Source organism: Sphingobacterium sp. ML3W, assembly GCF_029542085.1.
Taxonomy (GTDB): Bacteria; Bacteroidota; Bacteroidia; order Sphingobacteriales; family Sphingobacteriaceae; genus Sphingobacterium.
On sequence record NZ_CP107036.1, the window covers coordinates 5,385,115 to 5,409,975 of the forward strand.

The following is a 24,861-nucleotide window of genomic DNA, read 5'->3' on the forward strand; positions in this document are numbered from 1 at the left end:
ATTGCGGATAACCACGAAAAGAATATTCATGGAAATTTCCGTAATAGATATAGTTATCATCGTCAGTTATTTGCTTGCGATGATTGTCATCGGTTTGATCCTTAAAAAGCGAGCAGCCAAGAATCTTGATTCCTATTTTTTAGGCGGAAAAACGCTTCCCTATTATATGCTCGGTATTTCTGATGCATCGGGTATGTTCGACATCTCGGGAACCATGTGGATGGTTTACCTTGCTTTTGTATATGGATTAAAAAGCATGTGGATCCCTTGGTTATGGCCTGTTTTCAATCAAATTTTTTTGATGGTCTATTTATCGGTCTGGTTGCGACGATCCAATGTCCTGACTGGAGCAGAATGGATCCGTACGCGTTTTGGTCATGGTCGGGGAGCTGACGGAGCCTATACGATCGTCATTCTATATGCCATAGTTGCGGTAATGGGTTTTTTGTGTTACGGCTTTATCGGTATAGGGAAATTCATGGAAGTTTTTTTTCCATGGGAACAGGTATCCCGCTTTATTCCATTGGCGATTGATCCGGCGATGGCCCCTCAATTGTATGGCATTTTCTTTACAGCGATTACGACTTTTTACGTCATGCTTGGTGGGATGCATAGTATTGTGTGGGCGGATATGGTCAAGTTTGGTATTATGATTATTTCGGGAATTGCCATCGCTGTTATTGCTATGCAGCAAGTTAGCCCCGAACTATTGGCCGCAAACACGCCAGAAGGTTGGGACTCGCCCTTCTTCGGTTGGCACCTGGATTTGGATTGGAGTACTTTACTTCCCTCCATAATGGACCGGATCGCCGATGATCAATATAATCTTTTTACGGTATTTGTCATGATGATGCTATTTAAAGGGATATTTATGAGCATGGCAGGACCGGCAGCCAACTATGATATGCAGAAGATATTGGCCTGTAGGTCCCCTAAGGAGGCGGCTTTAATGAGCGGTTCGGTGTCGGTCATCCTACTTATCCCACGTTATCTGATGATTATGGGGTTCACGGTATTAGCGCTAGTATTTTTTCGGGATGAATTTGCACATATGGGCAATCAGATGGATTTTGAAATTATCCTGCCCAAAGCTATCAGCCGCTTCGGAAAGGTTGGGTTGACCGGGCTATTGTTGGCAGGGCTATTGGCGGCATTCATGTCTTCATTTGCTTCAACGATAAATGCTGCTCAGGCTTATCTTGTAAATGATGTGTTGTTGAAGTTTATGTACCGGTCTGCTTCTCCCAAAAAGCAGATCCGTCTGAGTTATGCTGTTTCAATCGCTGTGGTTGTCTGTAGTACTATTATCGGCTTATATGTGCAGAATATAAACTCCGTTTTACAATGGATAGTCTCCGCGTTATATGGCGGTTATATTGCAGCAAATGTATTGAAATGGCATTGGTGGCGTTTTAATGGTGCCGGTTTTTTCTGGGGAATGCTAGCGGGTATATTTGGAGCGATCATATTACCGCAGGTTTTTCCGGATACACTGCCATTATATTTCTTCCCTTTTTTGTTTGTCCTATCTTTGTTTGGCTGTTTTGCAGGGACATGGTTATCCCGGCCTACCGAAGAGGAAGTGCTAGTAGACTTTTATGTGCGTGTACGCCCTTGGGGTTTTTGGGGGCCGATTCATCAAAAAGCACTAGAGAAATACCCTGATCTCAGGAAGAATGATCATTTTAAACGGGATATGGTTAATGTGGCTGTTGGTATAGTATGGCAATGTTGTCTGACCTTGGTGCCAATGTATATTGTGATCAAACAAGGACAGGGCTTGCTCACAACAATCTTGATACTGGGTATTACTACACTTATCCTGAAAAAGAACTGGTATGATAAAATGAATCGTGATGAGGAGGAATATAATGCCTTTATGGTAAAGTACGGGTTGAATAAAACAGACAAGACCGTCACTGAAAAGACGATTATTGACTAACCATACGAACTGTTTTTGACCATATAAAAGCTTTTCGATCATATAAAAATAGGCTACCAGTTGTACTTTGACCGGTAGCCTATTTTTATAAAACGGACTTATTGGATCAGCTAGTTACTTGCTTTGACCTTAAAAGGAATGACATATTCTCCCCATTCCAGTGAAATATTACCTTCGGGAGTCGCATTGATTTTGAACTGCTCCTGACTGTTATCCGATTTACCATTACTGACCGAAACGCGTAGCGCATCGTCTTTGGCGTCATATTTTGTTCCCCATTGATTCCACACTTTGCTGAACATAAGGGTTGTTTCGTGTTCTCCAGGGATACTATAAAGACCGTATTTCCCAGCGGCTAGTTTTTTTCCTTCAACCAATACATCTTTATTGAATTCGATCGTAGTGGCCTCATTGGCGCCTGTACGCCAAACTACACCGGCAGGAACAATATCAACACCGAGCTTGCGACCTTTGAGTGAAGGACGGCTGTAATTGATGTCGATGGTAACACCATCGGTTGTTATTACCTTGGTGTTGTCTGGAGGACTTGGACGTTTGCTTTTGTCTGTCTGGGCGAAGCTAAGTTGACCGATTAGGGTCAAAATCGTTAAAATTAGTACTCTCATCTGTTCTTATTTTTGATTAAACACTTAAATATAAGATTTTTATGTGATGAAAATAGTATTAATTTTAACAGATATAAACGACTGGGCAAATTGTTCAAACCAGTTTTTGATCCTGTCGAAAATATAAATATAGTTCCATTTTCCTGGTATTACTCAAACTAGTCCATAAAAAAATGGCGAGTTTATTTTCAGATCTAAGTTCGCTCATAATAATACAGCCCAAAAGTTAGACAGAAAACTTTTGGGCTGTGGTCCATTCTCTAATTTTGAATGTGCTTCTTTGTTTACTGCATTTAAATCGCAGCTTTTTATTTTTTAGACCAGATATTCGAATAATGTTTGATCTTTATTGATTTCAATGACATCGAATTTGTATTCTTTCATCCGTGCGATCAATGTTTCGTAATCTTCAGGCTTGTTGAGCTCAATGCCGACTAGGGCTGGGCCCCTTTCCCGTTCTGTTTTTTTGATAAACTCAAACCGCGTGATATCGTCTTTAGGGCCAAGAACTTCGGAAACGAAAAGTTTCAATGCACCGGGGCGCTGTGGGAAACGTACGATAAAATAGTGCTTGTATCCTTCATAAAGTAGAGACAGTTCTTTGATCTCACTCATGCGGTCAATATCATTGTTGCCACCTGAAATAATACAGACTACTTTTTTCCCTTTAATTTCATCTTTGTGGAACTCCAATGCGGCAACAGAAAGTGCGCCTGCAGGTTCAACGACGATTGCATCTTTATTGTATAACTCCAAAATGCAGGTACAGATTTTACCTTCAGGAATAGAGCGTGTATCATCGAGGAGTTGCTTAGCAATGGCAAATGTCGTAGCTCCTATTTTTTTTACAGCAGCTCCGTCCACAAACTTGTTGATGTGCTCTAATTCAAAGGGTGCGTCGTGTTCAAGTGCAGCCTGCATCGATGGAGCACCTTCAGGTTCTACACCATAACACTTGATCGCTTTGTTTTTGCTTTTCAGGTAATAGCTTGCTCCAGCAGCAAGTCCACCACCACCGATCGGAATAAATATGGCATCCATATCAGGAAGATCCTGCAATGCTTCAACGGCTACAGTACCTTGTCCTTCGACAACTTTGAGATCATCAAATGGTGGAATGAAAGTTATACCATGTTGTTCCGTGTACGCCAGGGCAGCTTTTTGACAGTCATCAAATGTATCTCCGGTCAATACAATTTCAACATTGCCATTACCCCACATTTCGGTCTGCGAGATTTTTTGACGAGGGGTCGGCCCAGGCATAAATATAACACCCTTAATGTCTAATTTGTTGCATGAAAAGGCTACACCCTGGGCATGATTGCCTGCACTTGCACAGACCACACCACGTTGTCTTTCTTCATCGGTCAACGAAATAATCTTATTGTAGGCACCACGCAATTTATAAGAACGTACAACTTGCAAATCTTCTCTTTTGAGATAGACTTCGGCGTTATATTTTTCGGATAAATGCCGATTATACTGTAGCGGTGTACGATTGACCACAGATTTGATGCGCTCAAGTGTAGCTTCGGAATCGATGTTTAGGGTTGATAGATCCATAGTTAGATGATATGTCTAATGAAGGTAGTAAAGAAAGCGGAGATATCCACCGCTATGTTAGAGATTCTACCTATACTGTGTTTAAAAGTTGATTTAAATTTAGTTGATTTTTATGAAAAAGACCTCGAGTGTATAGAACAAAAAAGTTTATACATGTGATTGTGGAATCCTCTTAAAAAATATGTTCTTGATGAAAAAAGGCTGCATCAGCAGCCTTTCCTTTTTTTATATCTTTTCTTGGATGAGGCTTTTTAGGTCATCATCACAAATATTTTTCTTTTCGTCGGCCAAAACCAAAAAGCGTTGATAGCAATCCGCAAGATCATCTTTTTCAAGATGGAAACCCAAGCGCTCTAAATGGTGTTTAAGTGCATGTCTTCCTGAACGGGCAGTTAAGATGATATCTGCTTCGTCAAGCCCTACATCTTCGGGTCTGATAATTTCATAATTTTCGCGGTGTTTCAAGAAGCCATCTTGGTGGATACCTGAACTATGGGCAAAGGCATTCCGGCCAACAATCGCTTTATTGGGTTGCACAGGCATGTTCATCATTTCACTCACTTTACGTGATAGATAGGTAAACATACGGCTATCAATATTTGAAGTTAAGCTACCGAAAGATTGGTTGTGTACTTTAAGGATCATCGCAACTTCTTCCAATGAGGTATTACCCGCACGTTCACCGATACCATTGATGGTACATTCTACCTGACGGGCGCCGTTTTGTATCGCGGCAATGGAGTTGGCTGTAGCAAGGCCCAAATCATTGTGACAGTGAGCAGAGATGATTGCTTGATCAATATTACGTACATTCTCCTTAAGATACTTGATTTTAGCACCATATTGGTCTGGTAAGCAATATCCGTTAGTGTCTGGAATATTCACCACTGTCGCGCCAGCAGCAATAACTGATTCAATCATTTTAGCTAAAAATTCCAGATCTGCACGGCCCGCATCCTCTGCATAAAACTCAACATCTTCCACATAGGATTTAGCATGTTTTACCGCCGCTACCGCACGCTCTAAAATTTCTTCACGTGTACTATTGAATTTATATTTGATATGCATATCTGAAGAACCAATACCGGTATGGATACGTGGGCGCTTGGCATATTTCAATGCTTCGGCAGCGACGTCAATATCGTTTTGATTAGCACGGGTTAATGCACATATAATAACATCATTCACCGCCTGGGATAACGCTACTACAGATTGAAAATCTCCGGGGCTGGAAACAGGAAAACCAGCTTCGATAATATCGACACCTAGTTTTTCTAAATCCTTCGCGATCTCAATTTTCTCTGGAGTAGTTAATTGGCATCCTGGTACCTGTTCGCCATCACGTAATGTGGTGTCGAAGATGTAAAGATGATTAGGATCGTGTAACATAATTTCTTAATTCAAAAGATTTACAAATAAAAAAGTAAGAAGTAAAACTCCCTACCCATATCTCATTACTATTTAATAAATGCTAATACTTTTTCACCCATTTCTTGCGTACCTAGGACTTTAGAAGCTTCGGTGTGGGCATTGGCGATATCTCCCGTTCTCCAACCTGCTTTTAGTGTTTCAGCAACAGCATTGGTAACTGCTTTTGCTTCTTCTTGAAGACCAAAGCTAATGTCAAGCATTAATGCCGCCGATAGAATTGAGGCAAGTGGATTCGCTTTATTTTGGCCCGCGATATCATGTGCCGAACCGTGGATAGGCTCAAAGAAACCTGTACCATCACCGACTGAAGCTGAGGCCAACATCCCCATTGATCCCGCGATCTGAGATGCTTCATCTGTCAAGATATCACCAAAAAGATTCGCTGTTAATACGACATCAAATTTCTTCGGATTCTTAACCAATTGCATTGCTGCATTGTCGATAAACATGTGTTCTGTTTCAACATCTGGGTATTCTTTCGCAATTTCTTGAACAACTTCTCTCCATAAGCGGGAAGTTTCCAATACATTGGCTTTATCAACTGAGCATAATCTCTTGTTACGGGTACGGGCAGCATCATAAGCTTTACGTGCGATACGCTCTACTTCATAACGGTGGTAGTTCATCAAATCCGAAGCGAAGGTATTGTCCTCATTGCGGTTTTTCTCTCCGAAATAAACGTCACCTGTCAACTCGCGGAAGAAAAGAATATCTGTTCCTTGTAGGATTTCAGGCTTTAAACTTGATGCATCTAATAGTTCATCAAATAAAAGGATAGGACGAAGATTAGCATACAAACCTAATTCTTTACGGACCTTTAATAAGCCTTGCTCAGGTCGTACTTTAGCAGATGGATCATTGTCGTATTTGATATGTCCGATCGCGCCGAAAAGGATTGCATCTGATGCTTTGGCTTTCGCTAGCGTTTCATCTGGAAGCGGATTGCCCGTAGCCTCAATCGCTGTGTGTCCCATGATCGCTTCATCAAAACTGAATTCATGACCATAATTTTCACCGATCTTTTCTAAAACTTTTTTACCCCATGTTGTTACTTCTTGGCCAATGCCATCTCCAGGGATGATTAATATATTTTTTTTCATTGTTTTATTAGTATTGCGTATAGAGATATGAGTATGGAGATGCTATTTTTATAAAATTTGAATATCCATCCGCTCATGTCCATTGTCTAATATCTATTATCTATCGTCTAAATATCTATTGTTAATTATCGTTTTCCACAATTTCTATGTTGATAAAGGCTCTTTTTTGTGGATAACTCGTTCTACGGATTTAATTTCACCCTTTTCCAGCACCATCTTGTTGTCTATACAGGTTGGTAATTGGCTTTGGAAATGACCGACATAAATAAGGGTCTGGCCATTCTTGCTCAGGTCATCGATCACATCGTTGAAATATTGCGATTGTTCCTTGTCTAATCCCTGACATGGTTCATCTAATATAAGCAATTCGGGATGTTTTACAATGGTGCGGGCCAGCAAGGCTAACCGTTGTTGGCCTAAGGGTAAAGATCCTAATGTTTTATGCTTCACTTCTTTGAGATCGAAAAAATGAAGTACCTGATCCAGCTTCTGCTGTTGCTCGTACCCCAATTTCTGATAGAGGCTCATCGAGTCGAAGAACCCCGAAGCGATTGTTTGTCCTACATTGGCATTCATATCGTAGTACCAATGTAATTCGGGAGAAATTATACCAAGATGTTCTTTAATTTCCCAGATACTTTCTCCTGATCCTCTTTTTTTACCAAAAAGGTGGATATCATTTGCATAGGCCTGCGGATGGTCTCCATTGATCAGACTTAATAAAGTCGATTTCCCAGAGCCATTATGTCCTTGCAACAACCATTTTTCACCTGCTTTAACTTCCCAATCGATGTTTTTTAAGACTTGCTTCTCTCCATAAGAAATATGAATCTGTTTCATCTTTACCATGGTTGGAGCGGAGACTTTGGGCGATTGTTGCAAGAAATAAGGTAATTCCTTTCGCTTTCGTGGTATTCCTTTTGAAATTTCGCTATTGTTTTGACGAATGACTATTTTTCCATCCTGGATTTCAGCAAAACGATTGATGCAATCAGGCTGCTCGTCATCATTACTGATAAGCAGGAGTGATACACCCTTTTCTGCAAGCTGATCAAAGACCTGATTCAGATCTTTTCTGGATTGTACATCCAGTCCAGTATAAGGCTGGTCAATAATCAATAGCTGAGGTTGAAGCCATAGCGCTTTGACCAACTGTAGCCTTTTATGTTCGCCACTGGAAAGTTCGATCAACTGTTGATCTTTGAAGTTTTCAAATCCAAAGATGGAGAGGTAAGGTGCTACATCTTCAAAGGATAGCTGTTGTTCCTTTGCAAAATGTTTTAATTCCGCAAAAACCGTTAGTGTATCGTTTTTTGCAAATTTATTGTAGCGTTGTTGGTAGTAGAAATTGCGATCACCTTCCAAATTGGTAAATTGAAACCAATTAGAGACGTAATGCACAATAGCTGGCAAGGGGCTATCCAAATCTAGATGGAAGGATAGGGCACCTTCATATTTTAGTTGTCCCGCAATTGCTTTCGCAAGCGTTGTTTTTCCAGTGCCACTCGGACCACCTAAGATCCATTGTTCACCAGGGAAAATTTGCCAATTTAAACCTTGCAGCACGGTATCTTTACCATGCTGAATAGTTAAATTGGCAATATGGACGACTGGGTCTACCATTTTCTTGTTGTTTCAAATGATTCAATTAAATCTTTTTGATTAAGGATGAAATCGATATCATCGTATCCATTAATCAAGCATGATTTTTTGTATGGATTGATTTCAAATTCAAATTGGTCACCTGTCTCTGTTAACATAACCGTTTGTTTTTCGAGATCAACGATAATCTCTGTGTTTGGATTTTGGTGTACCAGTTCGAAGATTTTCGCTAAGAACTCTTCCGAAACCTGTATCGGCAATACACCATTATTAAGGGCGTTACCTTTAAAGATATCTGCAAAAAACGAACTGATGACAACATCAAAGCCATAGTCTTGAATTGCCCATGCAGCGTGCTCACGGCTAGAGCCGCAACCAAAGTTTTTACCGGCAACCAATATCTTTCCTGAGTAGGTTGGGCTATTCAATACGAAATCTGCTTTGGGTTGATTTTCACTATCAAAACGCCAGTCACGGAACAGGTTGTCTCCAAAGCCTTCTCGTGTGGTCGCTTTTAGAAAGCGTGCTGGAATAATTTGGTCAGTATCAATATTTTCAATAGGTAATGGAACTACCTGTGATGTTAAAGTTTCAAATTTTTTCATGTCAAAAATTAAAAAGTCAAAATTAAATCAATTCTCATGTCTCACTATTCAATACTAGATCAACTCTCTAACATCTGTTACTTTACCAGTTACTGCTGCCGCCGCTGCTGTCAGTGGTGATACCAACATGGTGCGCGCATTTGGGCCTTGGCGTCCTTCGAAGTTTCTGTTTGAGGTTGAAACACAATATTTACCCGCAGGAATTTTGTCTTCGTTCATCCCTAAACATGCCGAACATCCAGGCTCACGCAATTGGAATCCAGCCGCTTCAAATATTTTATCCAAGCCTTCTTCTTTGGCTTGTTTTTCTACCTGCTTGGAGCCTGGTACAATCCATACTTCGACATCCTGTGCTTTTTGTTTTCCCTTAACGAATGAAGCTACTTCACGTAAATCTTCGATACGGGAGTTGGTACAGCTTCCGATGAAAACATAATCAACACGGTTACCTAAGACTGTTGAATCATCCTTAAAGCCCATATAGTCTAAGGCTTTTTGATACGATGGTCTTTCTGATTCAGGTTGTGCATTTGTTGCTGGGATATGTTCTGCAATACCCATACCCATGCCTGGATTTGTACCGTAGGTAATCATCGGGGCGATGTCCGCTGCATCAAAGGTCAATACTTTATCAAAGATGGCGTCTTCGTCTGAATACAATGTTTTCCAGTAGGCTAAGGCATTATCCCATTCTTCTCCTTTTGGTGCGAATTCACGACCTTCCACATAATCAAATGTAATTTGATCGGGTGCGATAAGTCCACCGCGTGCACCCATTTCGATACTCATGTTACAGATGGTCATACGTGCTTCCATGCTCAAAGAGCGGATTGCTGAACCGGCATATTCGATAAAATAGCCTGTACCACCTGCAGCAGAAATCTTGGCGATAATATAGAGGATAATATCTTTTGCGCCAACCCCTTTTTGCAAGGTACCATTAACTTCAATTTTCATTGTTTTGGGCTTGGACTGCAATAAACATTGCGTCGCAAAGACCTGTTCAACCTGAGAAGTTCCAATACCAAAAGCAATAGCTCCAAAGGCACCATGTGTTGAGGTATGGCTATCCCCACAGACCATCGTTTTACCGGGTAGTGTGATACCTAACTCTGGACCAATTACGTGTACAATCCCTTGATAAGGATGACCCAAACCATATAATTCAATACCAAATTCAGCACAATTTTTGGTCAGCATATCGACTTGGTATCGCGATAACTCTTCTTTGATCGGTAAATGTTGGTTGAGGGTCGGTACGTTATGGTCGGCAGTAGCTACCGTTTGCTTTGGACGAAAGACTGGAATTCCTCTTTTGCGTAGGCCATCAAAAGCTTGAGGTGAAGTAACCTCATGAATCAAGTGAGTATCGATATATATAATATCCGGAAACCCTTCTTCACGCTTGACGACGTGAGCATCCCAAATCTTTTCTACTAATGTTTTTGACATTTTTTAATCTCTCTTATGTTATTTTTATTTTAATCAGGGTGATATTGTAAATGTCTCAATATCACCCTGATTTCAATATACTAAATTACGAAATATTCATGATTTTGGAGCATATCTATGGATTGAATTCACCTCAATATGCTATCCGGCTTTAAAAAACAAATAATTCGTATAAATTTTTAAACAGTTTTGATTGCTTTCATTGCTGTCATTGCTTTACGCAATTTACGGCCAACGATTTCTACTGGATGATCACGTAAAATTTCGTTGATAACAACTAATTGGGCATTATCAACTGCTGCATCTTTGTTTTCGTTAAAGTTTTTACCTACTAAATCTGTGTCAACAGTTTTCATGAAATCAGCCAATAAAGGTTTACAAGCTTGATCAAATAGGTAACAACCGTATTCTGCAGTATCAGAAATAACACGGTTCATTTCAAACAATTTCTTACGTGCGATCGTATTTGCGATCAATGGTGTTTCGTGCAATGATTCGTAATAAGCAGACTCTGGTTTGATACCAGCTTCAACCATTGTTTCAAATGCTAATTCTACCCCAGCACGAATGAAGGCGACCATCAAGGTATAATTGTCGAAGTATTCTTGCTCGTTAATTTTAACATCACCAGCAGGCGTTTTTTCAAATGCAGTTTCGCCTGTTTCAGCTCTCCATTTCAATAAGTTAGCATCGCCATTTGCCCAATCTTCCATCATCGTCTTGCTAAAGTGACCTGACATGATATCGTCTTGGTGTTTTTGGAACAATGGACGCATGATATCTTTCAGTTCTTCGGAGATCTCAAAAGCTTTTACTTTTGCAGGGTTGCTCAAACGGTCCATCATACCGCTTACACCACCATGTTTCAAGGCTTCAGTAATTACCTCAACACCATATTGTACCAATTTGGATGCGTACCCAGCTTCAATTCCTTTTTCGATCATTTTGTCGAAAGATAAAATAGAACCTGTTTGCAACAAACCACAAAGAATAGTTTGCTCACCCATTAGATCTGATTTTACTTCCGCTACGAATGAAGATTTCAATACACCAGCTTTGTGACCACCTGTTCCTACACAGTATGCTTTAGCTTCAGCCCATCCTTTTCCTTGAGGATCATTCTCTGGGTGAACAGCGATCAAAGTAGGTACACCAAATCCACGAAGGTATTCAGCACGTACTTCAGATCCTGGACATTTTGGAGCAACCATGATTACCGTGATGTCTTTACGGATTTGCATGCCTTCTTCAACAATGTTGAAACCGTGTGAATAAGATAGGGTTGCGCCTTCTTTCATTAACGGCATAACTGCAGTGATAACCGAAGTATGTTGTTTATCTGGAGTCAAGTTAATGACCAAATCTGCTGTTGGAATCAACTCTTCATAAGTTCCTACATTGAAGTTATTGTCCGTAGCGTTTTTCCAAGAATCTCTTTTTTGTTCAATAGCTTCTTTACGTAGAGCATAGGATACATCCAATCCGCTATCTCTTAAGTTTAAACCTTGGTTCAAGCCTTGAGCACCACATCCTACAATTACGATTTTTTTACCTTTTAAAGCATTTACTCCATCCGTGAATTCGGTGTTGTCCATGAATTCAGCGTGACTTAATTGTTCTAACTGCTCTCTAAGCGGTAAGGTGTTGAAATAATTTGCCATTGTTTTGATTTAGTATTGAGTAATGAGATATGAGAATTGAGATTTTGGTTTTTCAAGCTTATGGCTTACCAGCTTTCTTTCTTCTCTTTTTATTTTTTAATTTCTATTTTTTTAATTTACAAACATCTGCGTTGTGCCAAAGCATAGCCATAATGAACATTATCATGTCCAGAGGTCAAAGCGATAACATCTTCAACTGTATCCATTGGATAACCATAGGTCGCGGTAGAAAAAGAAGTAATCTCTCCGAAAACACCATTTTCGTAGTCTTTGGCGATCTGTTCGATGCTTTTGATGGCAATTTCTTTTAGTTCGTCAATTTCAGCCTGCTCCACAAAACGTGTGGGTTTGGTATCTTTTCTGTAATCCTCGTTGTATTTCACCCAGGAGCTGTCTGCTTTGACACCTGTACGAACATAGACTAAAGTCTGTGTACTCACCACGATATGTCCGAAATTCCAGATAATATTATTATTAAATCCAGTAGGGATTTTGTTGAGTTGCTCTATGGAAAGACTATCCACCAATTCAATGAATTTTTGGCGTGCCTGTAAGATAAATTTAAATGTTTCTTGCATCTGATTACATAGTAAATACATCATCCCGTTTGTCGAGATATTCATTTTCAACGATTTCTATTGACGGTTCCTTTGCTTCAAACTGCACCAATTTGGAGTGGAAACCAGCGCTATCTTTAATGATAGCGATACGGGCACCACGGACAAATTCGATCAATCCGTATTTTGTCAATTCGTCGGTCAACTTATCAATTTCTTCGCGGTGACCTGCAGTTTCAAAAACGATATAATCATTACGGATCACAACCACATTGGCACCATATTGACGTAGTAAACGTTCAACATATACCTTCTCATTGACAACGTCAGCAGGGACTTTATATAAAGCCTGTTCTTGCCAGATCACTTCGTCATTGGTGTTATAGTAAGCTTTAAGAATGTCAATCTGTTTTTCCAACTGACGACAAAGCTTACGTAGAACATCTTCTGCCTCAGTAATGACAATGGTAAATCGATGTATGCCTTCTACTTCGGAAGGGGAGGTATTCAAGCTTTCGATATTGATTTTTCTTCTTGAAAAAATCGTTGAGATCCTGCCGATAAGACCGATAGAATTCTCTGTATATAGGGTAATGGTATATTCTTGTTTTTCCATTTTAAACTTTACTTTAAGCGGATCTCTGATACGGATGTTCCTTGTGCAACCATCGGGAATACATTGTTTTCCTTTCCTACCATAACTTCCAATAGGTAAGCACCATCGTGTTCAAGCATGGTCTGAAGGGCATTACGAAGATCTTTGCGTTCTGAAATTTTCTGTCCATCGATATAATATCCTTTGGCAACTGCAACAAAATCAGGACTAGTGATATTCACGAATGAATAGCGTTTATCATGAAACAGTTGTTGCCATTGACGTACCATACCTAAGAACTCATTGTTTAAGATCATAATTTTCACCTTTGCGCCAAACTGCATGATGGTTCCCAATTCCTGAATGGTCATTTGAATACCACCGTCACCGATGATCGCGACGACAGTTTTCTCTGGCGCGCCGTACCAGGCGCCGATCGCTGCTGGAAGACCAAAGCCCATGGTTCCCAGTCCACCTGATGTTACATTTGATTTACTGTTGTTAAATTTAGCATAACGACAGGACACCATCTGATGCTGACCTACGTCTGTTGTGATAATGGCATCACCACCAGTCAATTCATTCAACACATTGATTACCTCACCCATGGTCATGATATCCGTTTGCGGGTGAAGCTCATTTTGGATGACTTCTTTGATTTCTTCCTGTTCAAGCTGACGGAATTGTGCTAACCATGCAGAATGATCCACAGCATTTACCAATTCGGTAAGCATTGGAAGTGATTCTTTACAGTCACCCCATACCGGTACTGTCGTTTGTACGTTTTTGTCGATCTCAGCAGGGTCAATATCCAAATGGATCACTTTCGCCTGTTTGGCATATTTGTCCAATCGGCCTGTAACACGGTCATCGAAGCGCATGCCGATCGCGATTAAAACATCACACTCATTGGTCATGACATTTGGTGCATAATTGCCATGCATCCCTAGCATACCAACATGAAGTTTGTGGTCTGTTGGAAGGGCACTCAATCCCATGACAGTTGCTGCCGATGGAATGCCCGTCTTTTCGATAAAAGCTTTGAATTCCTCCTCGGCTTTACCTAAAATAATTCCCTGACCGAAAAGTATAAATGGTTTTTTTGCGTTGTTGATTAATTCAGCAGCTTGTTCCACATACTCTTTGCGGACCTGTGGTGCAGGTCTATAACTGCGTACGTGATTACATTTTTCGTAACCGAAGTAATCGAACAATTGTATTTGCGCATTCTTGGTGATATCGATCAGTACCGGGCCTGGACGACCGGTGCTGGCAATATAAAATGCTTTTGCGAGTGCGGCTGGAATTTCAGTTGCGTCAGTGACTTGGTAGTTCCACTTGGTGACCGGTGCGGTAATATTCATGACATCCGTTTCCTGAAATGCATCTGTTCCCAATAGTGAAGCAAAGACTTGGCCTGTAATACAGACGATCGGGTTACTGTCAATCATGGCATCTGCCAATCCAGTAACTAGGTTTGTTGCTCCAGGACCACTCGTCGCGAAGACGACACCTGTACGACCAGAAGTTCTTGCATAACCTTGCGCTGCATGGATTCCTCCCTGCTCATGACGCACCAAGATATGTTTCAAACGATCCGTATAATCATAAAGGGCATCATAAATGGGCATAATTGCACCACCTGGATAGCCAAATACGGTATCAACTCCTTCGCTCAATAAGGCCTCCATAACAGCTTTCGATCCCGAAATTTGTGTCGGAGTTTCCTGCTTGGTAGCAGCCTTATTTTCTGTTATTTCCAGTGTACTCATTACGTTGATTTTTTAGTTTTGTTGATTATTCAGTCTTTTTAGTATTTAGATATTAAATTTGGAGACATTAGATTTGAGATTTCGTTTGTTTAAATCTCTAGATGCTAAGAGTCTCCATTTTTTGATTTCCTATAAATCTGTTACACAGCCTTCTGATGCATCAGCAACGGTTTTAGCGTATTTGTATAACACACCTTTGCTCACTTTTAGTGCAGGTTGTACCCAAGCTGCACGACGTTTTGCAATCTCCTCATCAGAAAGTTGCACATTGATTGTATTATTAACAGCGTCAATCTCGATGATATCGTCATCATGTACCAAGCCGATTAATCCACCTTTGTAAGATTCAGGTGTAATGTGACCTACGACGAAGCCGTGTGTTCCACCGGAGAAACGACCGTCGGTAATCAATGCCACGGATTTACCTAAACCAGCACCTATAATTAGCGAAGTTGGTTTAAGCATTTCAGGCATACCTGGAGCGCCTATTGGGCCTTCGTTTTTAATAACGACCACATCTCCCTGTTTAATTCTACCCGAGGCAATACCAGCGACTAAGTCATGTTCACCGTCGAATACACGTGCAGGGCCGGTAAATTTTTCACCTTCTTTGCCCGATATTTTCGCTACCGAGCCTTTTTCAGCTAGGTTTCCATAAAGAATCTGTAAATGTCCTGTTGCTTTGATTGGGTCGCTCAACGGTTTGATAATAGGCTGATCATAAGCCATAATGGATTTTACGTCAGCTAAATTTTCAGCAACAGTTTTGCCGGTTACAGTAATACAATCGCCATGCAATAAACCTTCATCCAAGAGATATCTCATTACGGCAGGAGTTCCGCCATATTGTTGAAGATCCTGCATCAAGTATTTACCAGAAGGTTTAAAGTCTGCCAGTACAGGAGTTTCATCACTCATACGTTGGAAATCATCCTGAGAAATGTCAACGCCTACAGCTTTGCCGATTGCAATAAAGTGAAGTACCGCATTGGTGCTTCCTCCTAAGATAACGATGGCACGTAACGCATTTTCGAATGCTTTGCGTGTCATGATATCAGAAGGTTTAATATCTTTTTCCAGTAAGGTACGGATGTATTTACCCGCATCTAAACATTCATTTTTCTTTGCTTCAGAGATTGCCGGATTAGAAGAAGAATAAGGTAAGCTCATTCCCAATGCTTCAATTGCAGAAGCCATTGTATTTGCAGTATACATACCACCACAAGCACCGGCTCCAGGACAGGTATGTTTAATGATACCCTCATAATCTTCGTCGGAAAGATTACCACATATACGTTGTCCCAAGGCTTCAAAAGCAGAGACGATGTTTAATTCCTCACCTTTATAATGTCCAGGTGCAATTGTACCACCATAGACCATTAAAGACGGGCGATCTAAACGGGCCATTGCGATAATAGCACCGGGCATGTTTTTATCACATCCAGGAATAGAGATCAGACCATCGTAATATTGACCACCACAGATCGTTTCGATACTATCAGCGATTACATCACGACTGACCAATGAGTAACGCATACCATCTGTACCGTTGCTCATACCGTCACTGACACCGATAGTGCCAAAGGTCAAACCCACTAAGTCATTGTTCCAAACACCTTTTTTGACGATTTGTGCTAAATCATTTAGGTGCATATTACACGTATTACCATCATAGCCCATGCTGGCAATACCGACCTGCGCCTTATCCATATCGGCATCTGTCAAACCGATACCATAAAGCATCGCTTTAGCAGCAGGTTGCGTTTCGTCTTGTGTAAATGTACGGCTGTATTTGTTCATTGCATTTTCGCCGTTAGATAATGACTTCATAATTTTCGTTCTCTAATACTAAATTTTTATATCTTCTTTGGATCGACGCACCTATACTGTGTTCCCACTCTTCTTGATAGATCACATCGTCGACTTGTTTGATTCCGATAATTTCTGCTGCAGTACCGCATAGGAATGCGCTATCTGCAGTATAGATATCTTCTACCATCAATTGTTTTTCAATGACTTCGAAATTCAACTTTTTACAGATGTTTTTAACGGTCTGCCTTGTAATGCCGGGAAATATATTCTTCGCCGGTGGAGTATAGATTTTGAAATCTTTCTCAATAAAAATATTTTCACTGGAAGCTTGAGCGACGAAACCTTCATGGTCAAGCATAAGTGCCTCGTCGAAACCTCTGTTAATCGCTTCCGTTGTTGCCAGAATTGAGTTTACGTACTGCCCTGATATCTTCGAGTCAGTTTTAAAAGATTTGGGATTAGGTCTTTTGATATCAGAGATGCATACACGTAGCAGGTTATGACCAAGATAAGGTCCCCATTCCCAGGCGGCAATCATCAGATTAGCTTCCGTAGAGGAGGTCAGGTGCATATTGGAGCCTGTGAGCACTAGCGGGCGGATATAAGCCTCCCGTAAGTTGTTGACGGCCAAAAGCTCATAGCATTTGTCAATTAGCTCACGGTTGCTCCATTGATAAGGAATTCCAACCGCTTCACAAGATTTCTTTAATCGATCAAAATGCTTGTCCGCCTTAAAGATGCGCGGGCCATTGTGGGTATTGTACGCACGTAGACCATCGAATACAGCGTAGCCATAATGAAGCGATTGTGCAAAGGGATTCAATGCAGCCTCAGAAGCTTTTACAAAAGCTCCGTCTAAATAAATCAATGTGTTCTTGTCGTAATATTTCATAACCCAAAATTTCCCTTATTTAAATAATTCCCTCTTTTGGTTTTTTGCTGGTAAATCATGCTATCTCAGGCCTCGGTAAAAACCTTCGATTTTCATTTCCTCAAGGTAGCAGGAATTACAATAATTGGCAATAGCTAAAGTGCTAATTTTCTATTTAGAATAAAATTTTAAATTTTATAGTTTTAAAAAATTTTAAACTGTTATTATTTGGTTTTTTCGGTCTTAAATTTTGTTAGTCGTATACCGTATTTAAAATTGGTCTACATGGTCAAAAAATTATTTTTTGTTACAAAGGGCAATTTTCTTCCTAAAATGAAGAAATTGTCAAAAAAACTTTAAAAAAAAAGCTTCCGATATTTCTATCGGAAGCTTTTCAATATTTTAAAATCAATTGATTTAATCTCCGATAATTCCTTCAGCAAGCACGGTAATGACATTGTCTTTTGCTTCCACGACGCCACCTTTAATGAACACTTCTTGTCCACCTTTACCTTGTTGAATAATTACTTTTCCATCTTCCAAAGTAGAAACAATTGCCGCGTGGTCTTTCAAAATTTGGAAAGAGCCCGCAGAGCCAGGGACAGTAACAGATGTTACTTCGCCTTCGTATACTAATTTGTCGGGAGTGATAATTGTTAATTTCATTATTCTTAGATATAAGATTTGAGATATGAGATTTGAGAACTTTAGGTTTTCAAATAGATATGAGATAATCGAAAGTCTATTATCTCATACCTATGGTCTAATATCTAAATTAAACTGCTTCTGCTAATAATTTCTTACCTTTTTCGATAGCATCATCAATGTTACCTACTAAGTTGAAGGCAGCTTCTGGATATTCATCGACTTCACCTGCAATAATCATATTGAAGCCTTTGATGGTATCTTTGATGTCTACCAATACACCTTTTAAACCTGTAAATTGTTCGGCTACGTGGAAAGGTTGTGATAAGAAACGTTGGACACGACGAGCGCGGTGAACGGTTAATTTATCTTCTTCAGATAATTCGTCCATACCTAGGATCGCAATGATATCTTGCAATTCTTTGTAACGTTGAAGAATTTCTTTTACACGTTGTGCAGTGTCATAATGTTCAGCACCTAAAACAGCAGGAGAAAGGATACGAGATGTAGAATCCAAAGGATCCACAGCAGGGTAGATACCTAACTCAGCAATTTTACGAGACAATACTGTTGTTGCATCCAAGTGAGCAAATGTTGTCGCTGGAGCAGGGTCAGTTAAGTCATCGGCAGGTACATATACCGCTTGTACTGAAGTGATTGAGCCATTTTTAGTTGAAGTAATACGCTCTTGCATCAAACCCATCTCAGTTGCTAAGGTTGGTTGGTAACCTACAGCTGAAGGCATACGGCCTAATAGCGCGGATACTTCAGAACCTGCTTGTGTAAAACGGAAGATGTTATCGATAAAGAATAGGACGTCACGACCTTGACCTTCGCCATCACCATCACGGAAATATTCCGCAACAGTCAAACCTGACAAAGCAACACGTGCACGTGCACCTGGAGGCTCATTCATTTGACCGAATACGAAAGTACATTTAGATTCTTTCATTAATTCGTGGTCAACAGTGTCCAAAGGCCATTCACCTTTTTCCATGCCTTCCATAAAATGCTCACCATATTTGATGATACCTGATTCCAACATCTCACGCAATAAGTCATTACCTTCACGTGTACGTTCACCTACACCAGCAAATACGGAAAGACCACCGTGACCTTTAGCGATGTTGTTGATCAACTCTTGGATTAATACAGTTTTACCTACACCGGCACCACCAAATAAACCAATTTTACCACCTTTAGCATATGGCTCTAAAAGGTCAATAACTTTGATACCAGTAAAAAGTACTTCTGATTCAGTAGATAGATCTTCGAATTTAGGAGGGACGTTGTGGATAGGACGACCATTCTCTTTACTCAAATTTTGGATACCATCAATGGCATCACCTACTACATTGAATACACGACCTTTGATTTCTTCACCAACAGGCATTTTGATAGGAGCACCAGTATCAACAACTTCCATTCCGCGAACCAAACCTTCAGTTGCGTCCATGGCAATTGTACGTACACGATCCTGACCTAAGTGTTGTTGAACTTCCAATACAACACGTTGTCCATTTTCTTTTTGAATGTACAATGCATCGTAAATTTTAGGTAGATTTTCACTGTCGGCGAAGTTGACGTCAACAACTGGGCCGATAATCTGCGCTATTTTACCAATCTTGGGCATATTATAGGGACTAAATATTTATTAATCAATTTTATATAAGAGACATAAAAGGCCTCTTTTTTGGTCAGCAAAAATAAGGTTATTCGTTTTTAAAAACAAATAGAATTTGCAATTAAATTACAATTTTATTAATGGAGGTCAAAATGTTATCTCTTGTAATTCTGTTAGTTTCGATTCTTGAAGCCACAAATATACTTTTTCCGACGTATTGGTCGTCTATTTTTTAGCATCAGTCCTTCCTTTTTCGAATGGCCATACAATTAGATTCGCATGGTAACTAAATGTGATCGACCTGAAGCGAGGTTACGATTAAGCGCCGCTTCAGGTCGATCGGAATAGAGTAATATAGTCTTTTGGAGACTATATTATATCTTTTTATTTAATTCATCTTGCAATTGACGTTTCAGCAATTGTTCTTTTTCCATCGCCTTTTTACGGAATGTCGCAAACTCTTCTTGCGATTGTTCCGCTGTTTTCTGAAATTCTACGGTGTCAACCTTCGCTTTTCGATAAGAGAATAGGAAGATAAAGGTGGCGACAGCTAAGACTCCAATGATGGTCCAGACCACTGTGCTATATAAACCTTTGGAGGTATTGATGCCCAAGAATGAAAAACTATCTGTTTTTTGCTGTTCCTGTGCAAGCTGATCTTTTAATATCTGAATAGAATCCTGTAAGTTTTTGGTATTGGAGGTATAGTTGCTGGATGAAGATTTTAAGGTATTGATTTCCTTGCGCAACTTGGCTACAGTATCAACAACATTCTTTTTTACAATATCAAGGTTGGTTTTGCGGACCATCTTGAAATCATAATTGTTTTTTGATATATAATTTAAGTGATCAAACTGATTTGCCAAGCTCCCTTTTCTTAGTCCATCCGGGCTGTATTTGTAAGCATCATTGGCCTGCTGGGTGGCGGTAACTGGCGCTGCTGCAGGAGTTTGAGCCTGTAATAAAGTGTACGATGAAATAAATAAAATCGTAAAGAATACAAATGCTAATCTCAATTTGCTCATGTTGTCTATCGTTATTATAATAAGTTTAATCGGGATATTCCAGCTACAAAGCTAGCATATGCCTGTGATAAATATAAGGAATTATTGAAAAAACGAAAATTGAAAGTGAAATATATTTCAGTAAAACATTAAAGGACAATAAAACTAAAATAGATTCAATGCTCGACTTGCCACCTGTTTATCCTGCCATTATCCGAAAATATTATTTGTAAACTTCAATTTGATGCCCAATTGGAAATTGCCTATTGTTTTAAATATTTCCTTTAATGTAGCTTTCTCAATTTTTGTCAGGTTTTCCATCGCAATATAGTTGTCCGGACTCAACTTTGCAATCCGAATCTGATTCGTTTGGTTTTTCAGCCGGATGGACATCAGGTAATAATACGACTGATGGAGCTCATCATATTGTTCTTGGGTAAATATTCCCAGATTCAACAATGCCTTCAACCTACCGCCGGTATTCTCTTCATAAATTTGATTTTTCAGGGCATAGACACGCACGAGGTCGACGATGGGTGTCATTGCTTTCTTAATATTAAATACTTCTGTTGACCCAATGGTTTGTGTTTTTATTGTTTTGAAAAAGGTCAGCGGTGGTTCGTATTGCAACGCATTTTTCGCGATGAACGCAAAAAATCGTTCATTGGGTTTTTGCAACTCGACTGTCAGAAAATCTTTCAGTTGGTCAATGATGTACTGATCACCATATAACCTCCGACAATCGAAAAAGGTAGAGAACTTAATCGCATTTTCCGGAATGCTTTCTTCAATCCACATCTTATAATTGTTTTTCCAATGAGAAAGTGAATGTGTCCACTCGGGATTGCTAGCCATGTAGCCGCCGGTACAATAGCTGAAACCAATCGTGTTTAGATGATCCGAAACCTCCCGTGCAAATTTTAGAAAATAACCTCTTACATATTCCCGCTGTTCGTTGGCCTTGTCTTCATATATAATAGCATTGTCCTGGTCTGTCATCAGTGTCTGCTCTTTGCGTCCTTCACTTCCTGTGACCATAAATACAAACTTGGCCGGTGGTTCGCCCATTGCTTTGATAACTTTCTCGATCACCTTTAAGGCGATGCTGTCCGCAACGGTGGTGATGACTTGATTGGCAATTTCGGCATTAACCCCTCTAGCCAATAACTGATGGATGATTTCGGGGACATTGTTCCATTTGTCACGTAGCTCTTCGCGTGTTTCAGCAAGCTTTACCGATTGGATAAAAACCAGTGGAGATTGCCCCTGCTCGCTCAGGAGCCGATTGCGACTTAGAAAGCCGACGTATTTACCTTCTTTTTCAACGAGCAGGTACCTGGACTTGGTATGAAACATTTTGAGTACAGCTTCATACAGGTAGGCCTGATTAGAAATGCTGACTATCGGGTTGTCCATGACCGAAGCGATAGGTGCTGTGGCAGCTACCTGCTGTGCTATAACACGGTCTCTCAAGGTCATGTCGGTGACATAGCCAATGATAAGGTCTTCATCTTTGATGAACGCACAGCTCACTTTATACTGAGCCATGGTTTGTGCAACCTCATAAATTGGTGTATCAGATGCACAAGCAACAATATCCTTATATACAATATGTTCGATTTTGCGCGAATAGAGCTGATCCGCAGCAAAATAGCTTTCCTCAAAGGTGGCCGGTGATTTGACAAAATGGGCGAACTCTTCATCTAACATTCGTTTTCCAAAGGAATTGGTAAAGAATTGAAAGAATTCTTCATTGGCATTGCAGAGTTCAATAAAATTCTTCCGTGGCAACCGATAGATGATCGTTCCTTTTTTGGCAAGAACAGATTTGAGTGCTTTTGTTCGATTCAATAATACGGAGATCCCACCAAAACAGTAGGGATTATGATGGATCTCAACCAGCCTTTTGTTGTCCGAACTATCCAAGAAAAAAGTTTCATATTCACCTTTCTGTATAAGGTCGACACCCTCCATGTCGGTAATATTCTGCCGATAGACCAAAGTGTCTTTTGCGAAACGGTAGGGATACATCAGTTCAATAAGACTGATCTGAACAGTTTCGGGCAGTACTTGAAAGGGGTGGGTTGACTTTAGCAAGGCGAGGATGTCTTCCGCATTTTTCATAGTAGATATCATGATAAGATGTTATTGAATTCTCCTTGCTGCTTGTCGATATCCTCTTCACTGAGCTCTGCCCGCCGAACCATTTCAAAATAGCATTTTGCTGTAATCGCAGCATCTTTTTCGGCATTGTGTATTGCTGTGGGGATTTCGGAAAATAGTGCTTCGTGTAGCAATGCCAATGGAAGATGGACCATGTTGGGGTTGCGTACATATTTTTTGCTGTGCAACAACGTGCAAAAGCAATTCAGCCCATAAAATGGAATCGGTAAATTCGTTCGATGAAATTCCGCACAGAGTACCTGGAGGTCGAAAGAAAGAAAATGGCCGATCAGCTGAGGCTGATATTTTTTGATATCGTGGCTGAGCTTGCGGAGTACATCCTTCTTCTTTTCACCATGTTTCATCAAAAAGGGTGGCGTAAGACCATGAATCTGTTCAGAAGCCGGACTGATCGGAATCAATGGCTCATAGATATATTTATTGCTACGTTTGACCTCTTGCTGTTTTTCATCAAAAATAATCCAGGCCAATTGGAGTACATGGGGCCAGTTTTCACTATCCGTATATTTTCGATTCCATTTTTTTGGCAAGCCAGAGGTTTCGGTATCCAGGAATAAAAGATATTTCTTCAAAAATTTCAGTGTATTAATTCTAGCTAAACTTAGTTAAAATCCTCTTTATATGCAATGACAAGAAAGGTATTCCCAAATGCCCATAACAGTTCATAACAGTTGAGCCGATGGAAAGGTATATTTTAGTTTTCGTAATACCTAAACGATTATTATGAATGCTGTTTTTGGAGTTTTATTTCATTTTATTGGCGGTTTTGCCTCAGGAAGTTTTTATGTACCCTATAAGAAGGTTAAAGGTTGGTCCTGGGAAACCATGTGGATTCTTGGCGGGCTTTTTTCTTGGATCATTATTCCTCCTGTAGCGGCGATGCTGACCATACCCAATTTTATGGACATTATAAAGGGAAGCAGCAACAGTATTCTTGGCTATACATTTCTTTTCGGTCTACTCTGGGGGATAGGTGGGTTGACCTATGGACTGGGTGTTCGCTATTTGGGTGTCTCGTTGGGAAGCAGCATTATTTTGGGGTTAAGTATGGTTTTCGGCTCATTAATGCCAAGTATTTATTATTTCATGTACCCAACAACAGGTAAGCATGGAATAGACTACTTTTTCACCAGTAATGCCGGAGTATGTATTCTCCTTGGACTCGCTTTATGTTTGCTGGGGGTCTATCTCTGTGGAAAGGCAGGGGTATCGAAAGAAAGACATCTTGCCTCCTTTTCGAAAGCAGGGAGCTCCGACTACAATTTTGGCCTGGGTATTACAGTTGCGATTATATCGGGCATTCTGAGTGCCTGTTTTAATTTTGGCATCGAGGCGGGTAAACCAATGGCCGATATTGCCAATCTGTTTTGGAAAGCTAGCCATCCGGAACAAGGCGAATTTTTATATCAAAATAACGTAACCTATATCGTCATCCTTTGGGGCGGTTTTACAACCAACTTTCTCTGGTGCCTTTACCTCTTGCTGAAAAATAAAACCTTTTCGGAGTATACGAAAAAGGAAGTTCCCAAAAAGCGAAATCTCCTGCTTTGTGCCCTGGCCGGTACAACTTGGTATCTGCAGTTCTTTTTCTATGGAATGGGGGAAAGCCGTCTTGGAAATGGAGCAAGCTCGTGGATTTTACATATGGCCTTTATCATTCTTATTTCAAACGCCTGGGGTATTTTATTGAAGGAGTGGAGGGGGGTTGATCGGGCCACCCACCGGTCTATTATCGCTGGCATAATCACCATTATCCTGTCCATCTGTGTCGTGGGCTTTGCAAAAACATTGGAAAATTAGTGTAAAAATATAAAT

The 24,861-nt window shown here is 40.2% G+C and carries 20 protein-coding genes; 2 read left to right on the forward strand and 18 right to left on the reverse strand.

Annotated elements, in window-relative coordinates:
* Positions 1-28 precede the first annotated feature (28 nt).
* On the forward strand, positions 29-1,942 hold the full coding sequence (locus tag OGI71_RS22335; RefSeq protein WP_282252045.1) for a sodium:solute symporter family protein: 1,914 nt from the start codon (positions 29-31) through the stop codon (positions 1,940-1,942).
* A 110-nt stretch (positions 1,943-2,052) separates the two neighbouring features.
* On the opposite strand, the gene OGI71_RS22340 is transcribed toward OGI71_RS22335, so the two are convergent.
* From OGI71_RS22340 to OGI71_RS22425, 18 genes are all read right to left on the reverse strand, one after another.
* Positions 2,053-2,568 carry a DUF2911 domain-containing protein gene (locus OGI71_RS22340; RefSeq protein WP_282252047.1) on the reverse strand — a complete coding sequence of 172 codons (516 nt, stop codon included), beginning with the start codon at positions 2,566-2,568 and terminating at the stop codon, positions 2,053-2,055.
* A 315-nt stretch (positions 2,569-2,883) separates the two neighbouring features.
* Complete coding sequence (gene ilvA / locus OGI71_RS22345; RefSeq protein WP_282252049.1) at positions 2,884-4,131, reverse strand: threonine ammonia-lyase IlvA; 1,248 nt, start codon at positions 4,129-4,131, stop codon at positions 2,884-2,886.
* 225 nt (positions 4,132-4,356) lie between these two features.
* On the reverse strand, positions 4,357-5,520 hold the full coding sequence (locus OGI71_RS22350; RefSeq protein WP_223581820.1) for a 2-isopropylmalate synthase: 1,164 nt from the start codon (positions 5,518-5,520) through the stop codon (positions 4,357-4,359).
* Between the two features lie 68 nt (positions 5,521-5,588).
* Positions 5,589-6,662: a 3-isopropylmalate dehydrogenase gene (leuB, locus tag OGI71_RS22355; protein WP_282252056.1), complete on the reverse strand. Its 1,074-nt coding sequence runs from the start codon at positions 6,660-6,662 to the stop codon at positions 5,589-5,591.
* 144 nt (positions 6,663-6,806) lie between these two features.
* Entirely contained in the window at positions 6,807-8,285 is a 1,479-nt protein-coding gene (locus OGI71_RS22360; protein ID WP_282252057.1) for an ATP-binding cassette domain-containing protein, read from the reverse strand.
* Positions 8,279-8,869, reverse strand: a complete 591-nt coding sequence (gene leuD / locus OGI71_RS22365; RefSeq protein ID WP_223581826.1) for a 3-isopropylmalate dehydratase small subunit — start codon at positions 8,867-8,869, stop codon at positions 8,279-8,281. Before leuD ends, OGI71_RS22360 begins: the two co-directional genes overlap by 7 nt.
* A 54-nt stretch (positions 8,870-8,923) precedes the next feature.
* Positions 8,924-10,321 carry a 3-isopropylmalate dehydratase large subunit gene (gene leuC, locus OGI71_RS22370; RefSeq protein WP_282252061.1) on the reverse strand — a complete coding sequence of 466 codons (1,398 nt, stop codon included), beginning with the start codon at positions 10,319-10,321 and terminating at the stop codon, positions 8,924-8,926.
* 179 nt (positions 10,322-10,500) lie between these two features.
* Positions 10,501-11,982, reverse strand: coding sequence for a ketol-acid reductoisomerase (gene ilvC, locus OGI71_RS22375; protein ID WP_257087125.1), 1,482 nt, complete (start codon positions 11,980-11,982; stop codon positions 10,501-10,503).
* Between the two features lie 116 nt (positions 11,983-12,098).
* Positions 12,099-12,560 carry a DinB family protein gene (locus tag OGI71_RS22380; RefSeq protein ID WP_282252062.1) on the reverse strand — a complete coding sequence of 154 codons (462 nt, stop codon included), beginning with the start codon at positions 12,558-12,560 and terminating at the stop codon, positions 12,099-12,101.
* Positions 12,561-12,564: 4 nt separating this feature from the next.
* On the reverse strand, positions 12,565-13,155 hold the full coding sequence (gene ilvN / locus OGI71_RS22385) for an acetolactate synthase small subunit (RefSeq protein ID WP_282252063.1): 591 nt from the start codon (positions 13,153-13,155) through the stop codon (positions 12,565-12,567).
* Positions 13,156-13,163: 8 nt separating this feature from the next.
* Positions 13,164-14,906 carry a biosynthetic-type acetolactate synthase large subunit gene (ilvB, locus tag OGI71_RS22390; RefSeq protein WP_282252065.1) on the reverse strand — a complete coding sequence of 581 codons (1,743 nt, stop codon included), beginning with the start codon at positions 14,904-14,906 and terminating at the stop codon, positions 13,164-13,166.
* A 129-nt stretch (positions 14,907-15,035) separates the two neighbouring features.
* Positions 15,036-16,736: a dihydroxy-acid dehydratase gene (gene ilvD / locus OGI71_RS22395; protein WP_282252067.1), complete on the reverse strand. Its 1,701-nt coding sequence runs from the start codon at positions 16,734-16,736 to the stop codon at positions 15,036-15,038.
* Complete coding sequence (locus OGI71_RS22400; RefSeq protein ID WP_282252069.1) at positions 16,720-17,610, reverse strand: branched-chain amino acid transaminase; 891 nt, start codon at positions 17,608-17,610, stop codon at positions 16,720-16,722. Before OGI71_RS22400 ends, ilvD begins: the two co-directional genes overlap by 17 nt.
* Before the next feature lie 396 nt (positions 17,611-18,006).
* Positions 18,007-18,255: an ATP synthase F1 subunit epsilon gene (gene atpC, locus OGI71_RS22405; protein WP_028071934.1), complete on the reverse strand. Its 249-nt coding sequence runs from the start codon at positions 18,253-18,255 to the stop codon at positions 18,007-18,009.
* Positions 18,256-18,364: 109 nt separating this feature from the next.
* Positions 18,365-19,867, reverse strand: coding sequence for a F0F1 ATP synthase subunit beta (atpD, locus tag OGI71_RS22410; protein ID WP_282252075.1), 1,503 nt, complete (start codon positions 19,865-19,867; stop codon positions 18,365-18,367).
* 365 nt (positions 19,868-20,232) lie between these two features.
* Positions 20,233-20,883: a hypothetical protein gene (locus tag OGI71_RS22415; protein WP_223581846.1), complete on the reverse strand. Its 651-nt coding sequence runs from the start codon at positions 20,881-20,883 to the stop codon at positions 20,233-20,235.
* Between the two features lie 189 nt (positions 20,884-21,072).
* The gene (locus tag OGI71_RS22420; protein ID WP_282252077.1) at positions 21,073-22,998 is read right to left on the reverse strand and encodes a DUF294 nucleotidyltransferase-like domain-containing protein; all 1,926 of its coding nucleotides are present in this window, start codon (positions 22,996-22,998) and stop codon (positions 21,073-21,075) included.
* Positions 22,995-23,618 carry a 3'-5' exonuclease gene (locus OGI71_RS22425; RefSeq protein WP_282252093.1) on the reverse strand — a complete coding sequence of 208 codons (624 nt, stop codon included), beginning with the start codon at positions 23,616-23,618 and terminating at the stop codon, positions 22,995-22,997. Before OGI71_RS22425 ends, OGI71_RS22420 begins: the two co-directional genes overlap by 4 nt.
* A gap of 151 nt (positions 23,619-23,769) precedes the next feature.
* Here OGI71_RS22425 and rhaT point away from each other — a divergent pair, with 151 nt between their 5' ends.
* Positions 23,770-24,846, forward strand: coding sequence for an L-rhamnose/proton symporter RhaT (gene rhaT, locus OGI71_RS22430; RefSeq protein ID WP_282252095.1), 1,077 nt, complete (start codon positions 23,770-23,772; stop codon positions 24,844-24,846).
* Positions 24,847-24,861 lie beyond the last annotated feature (15 nt).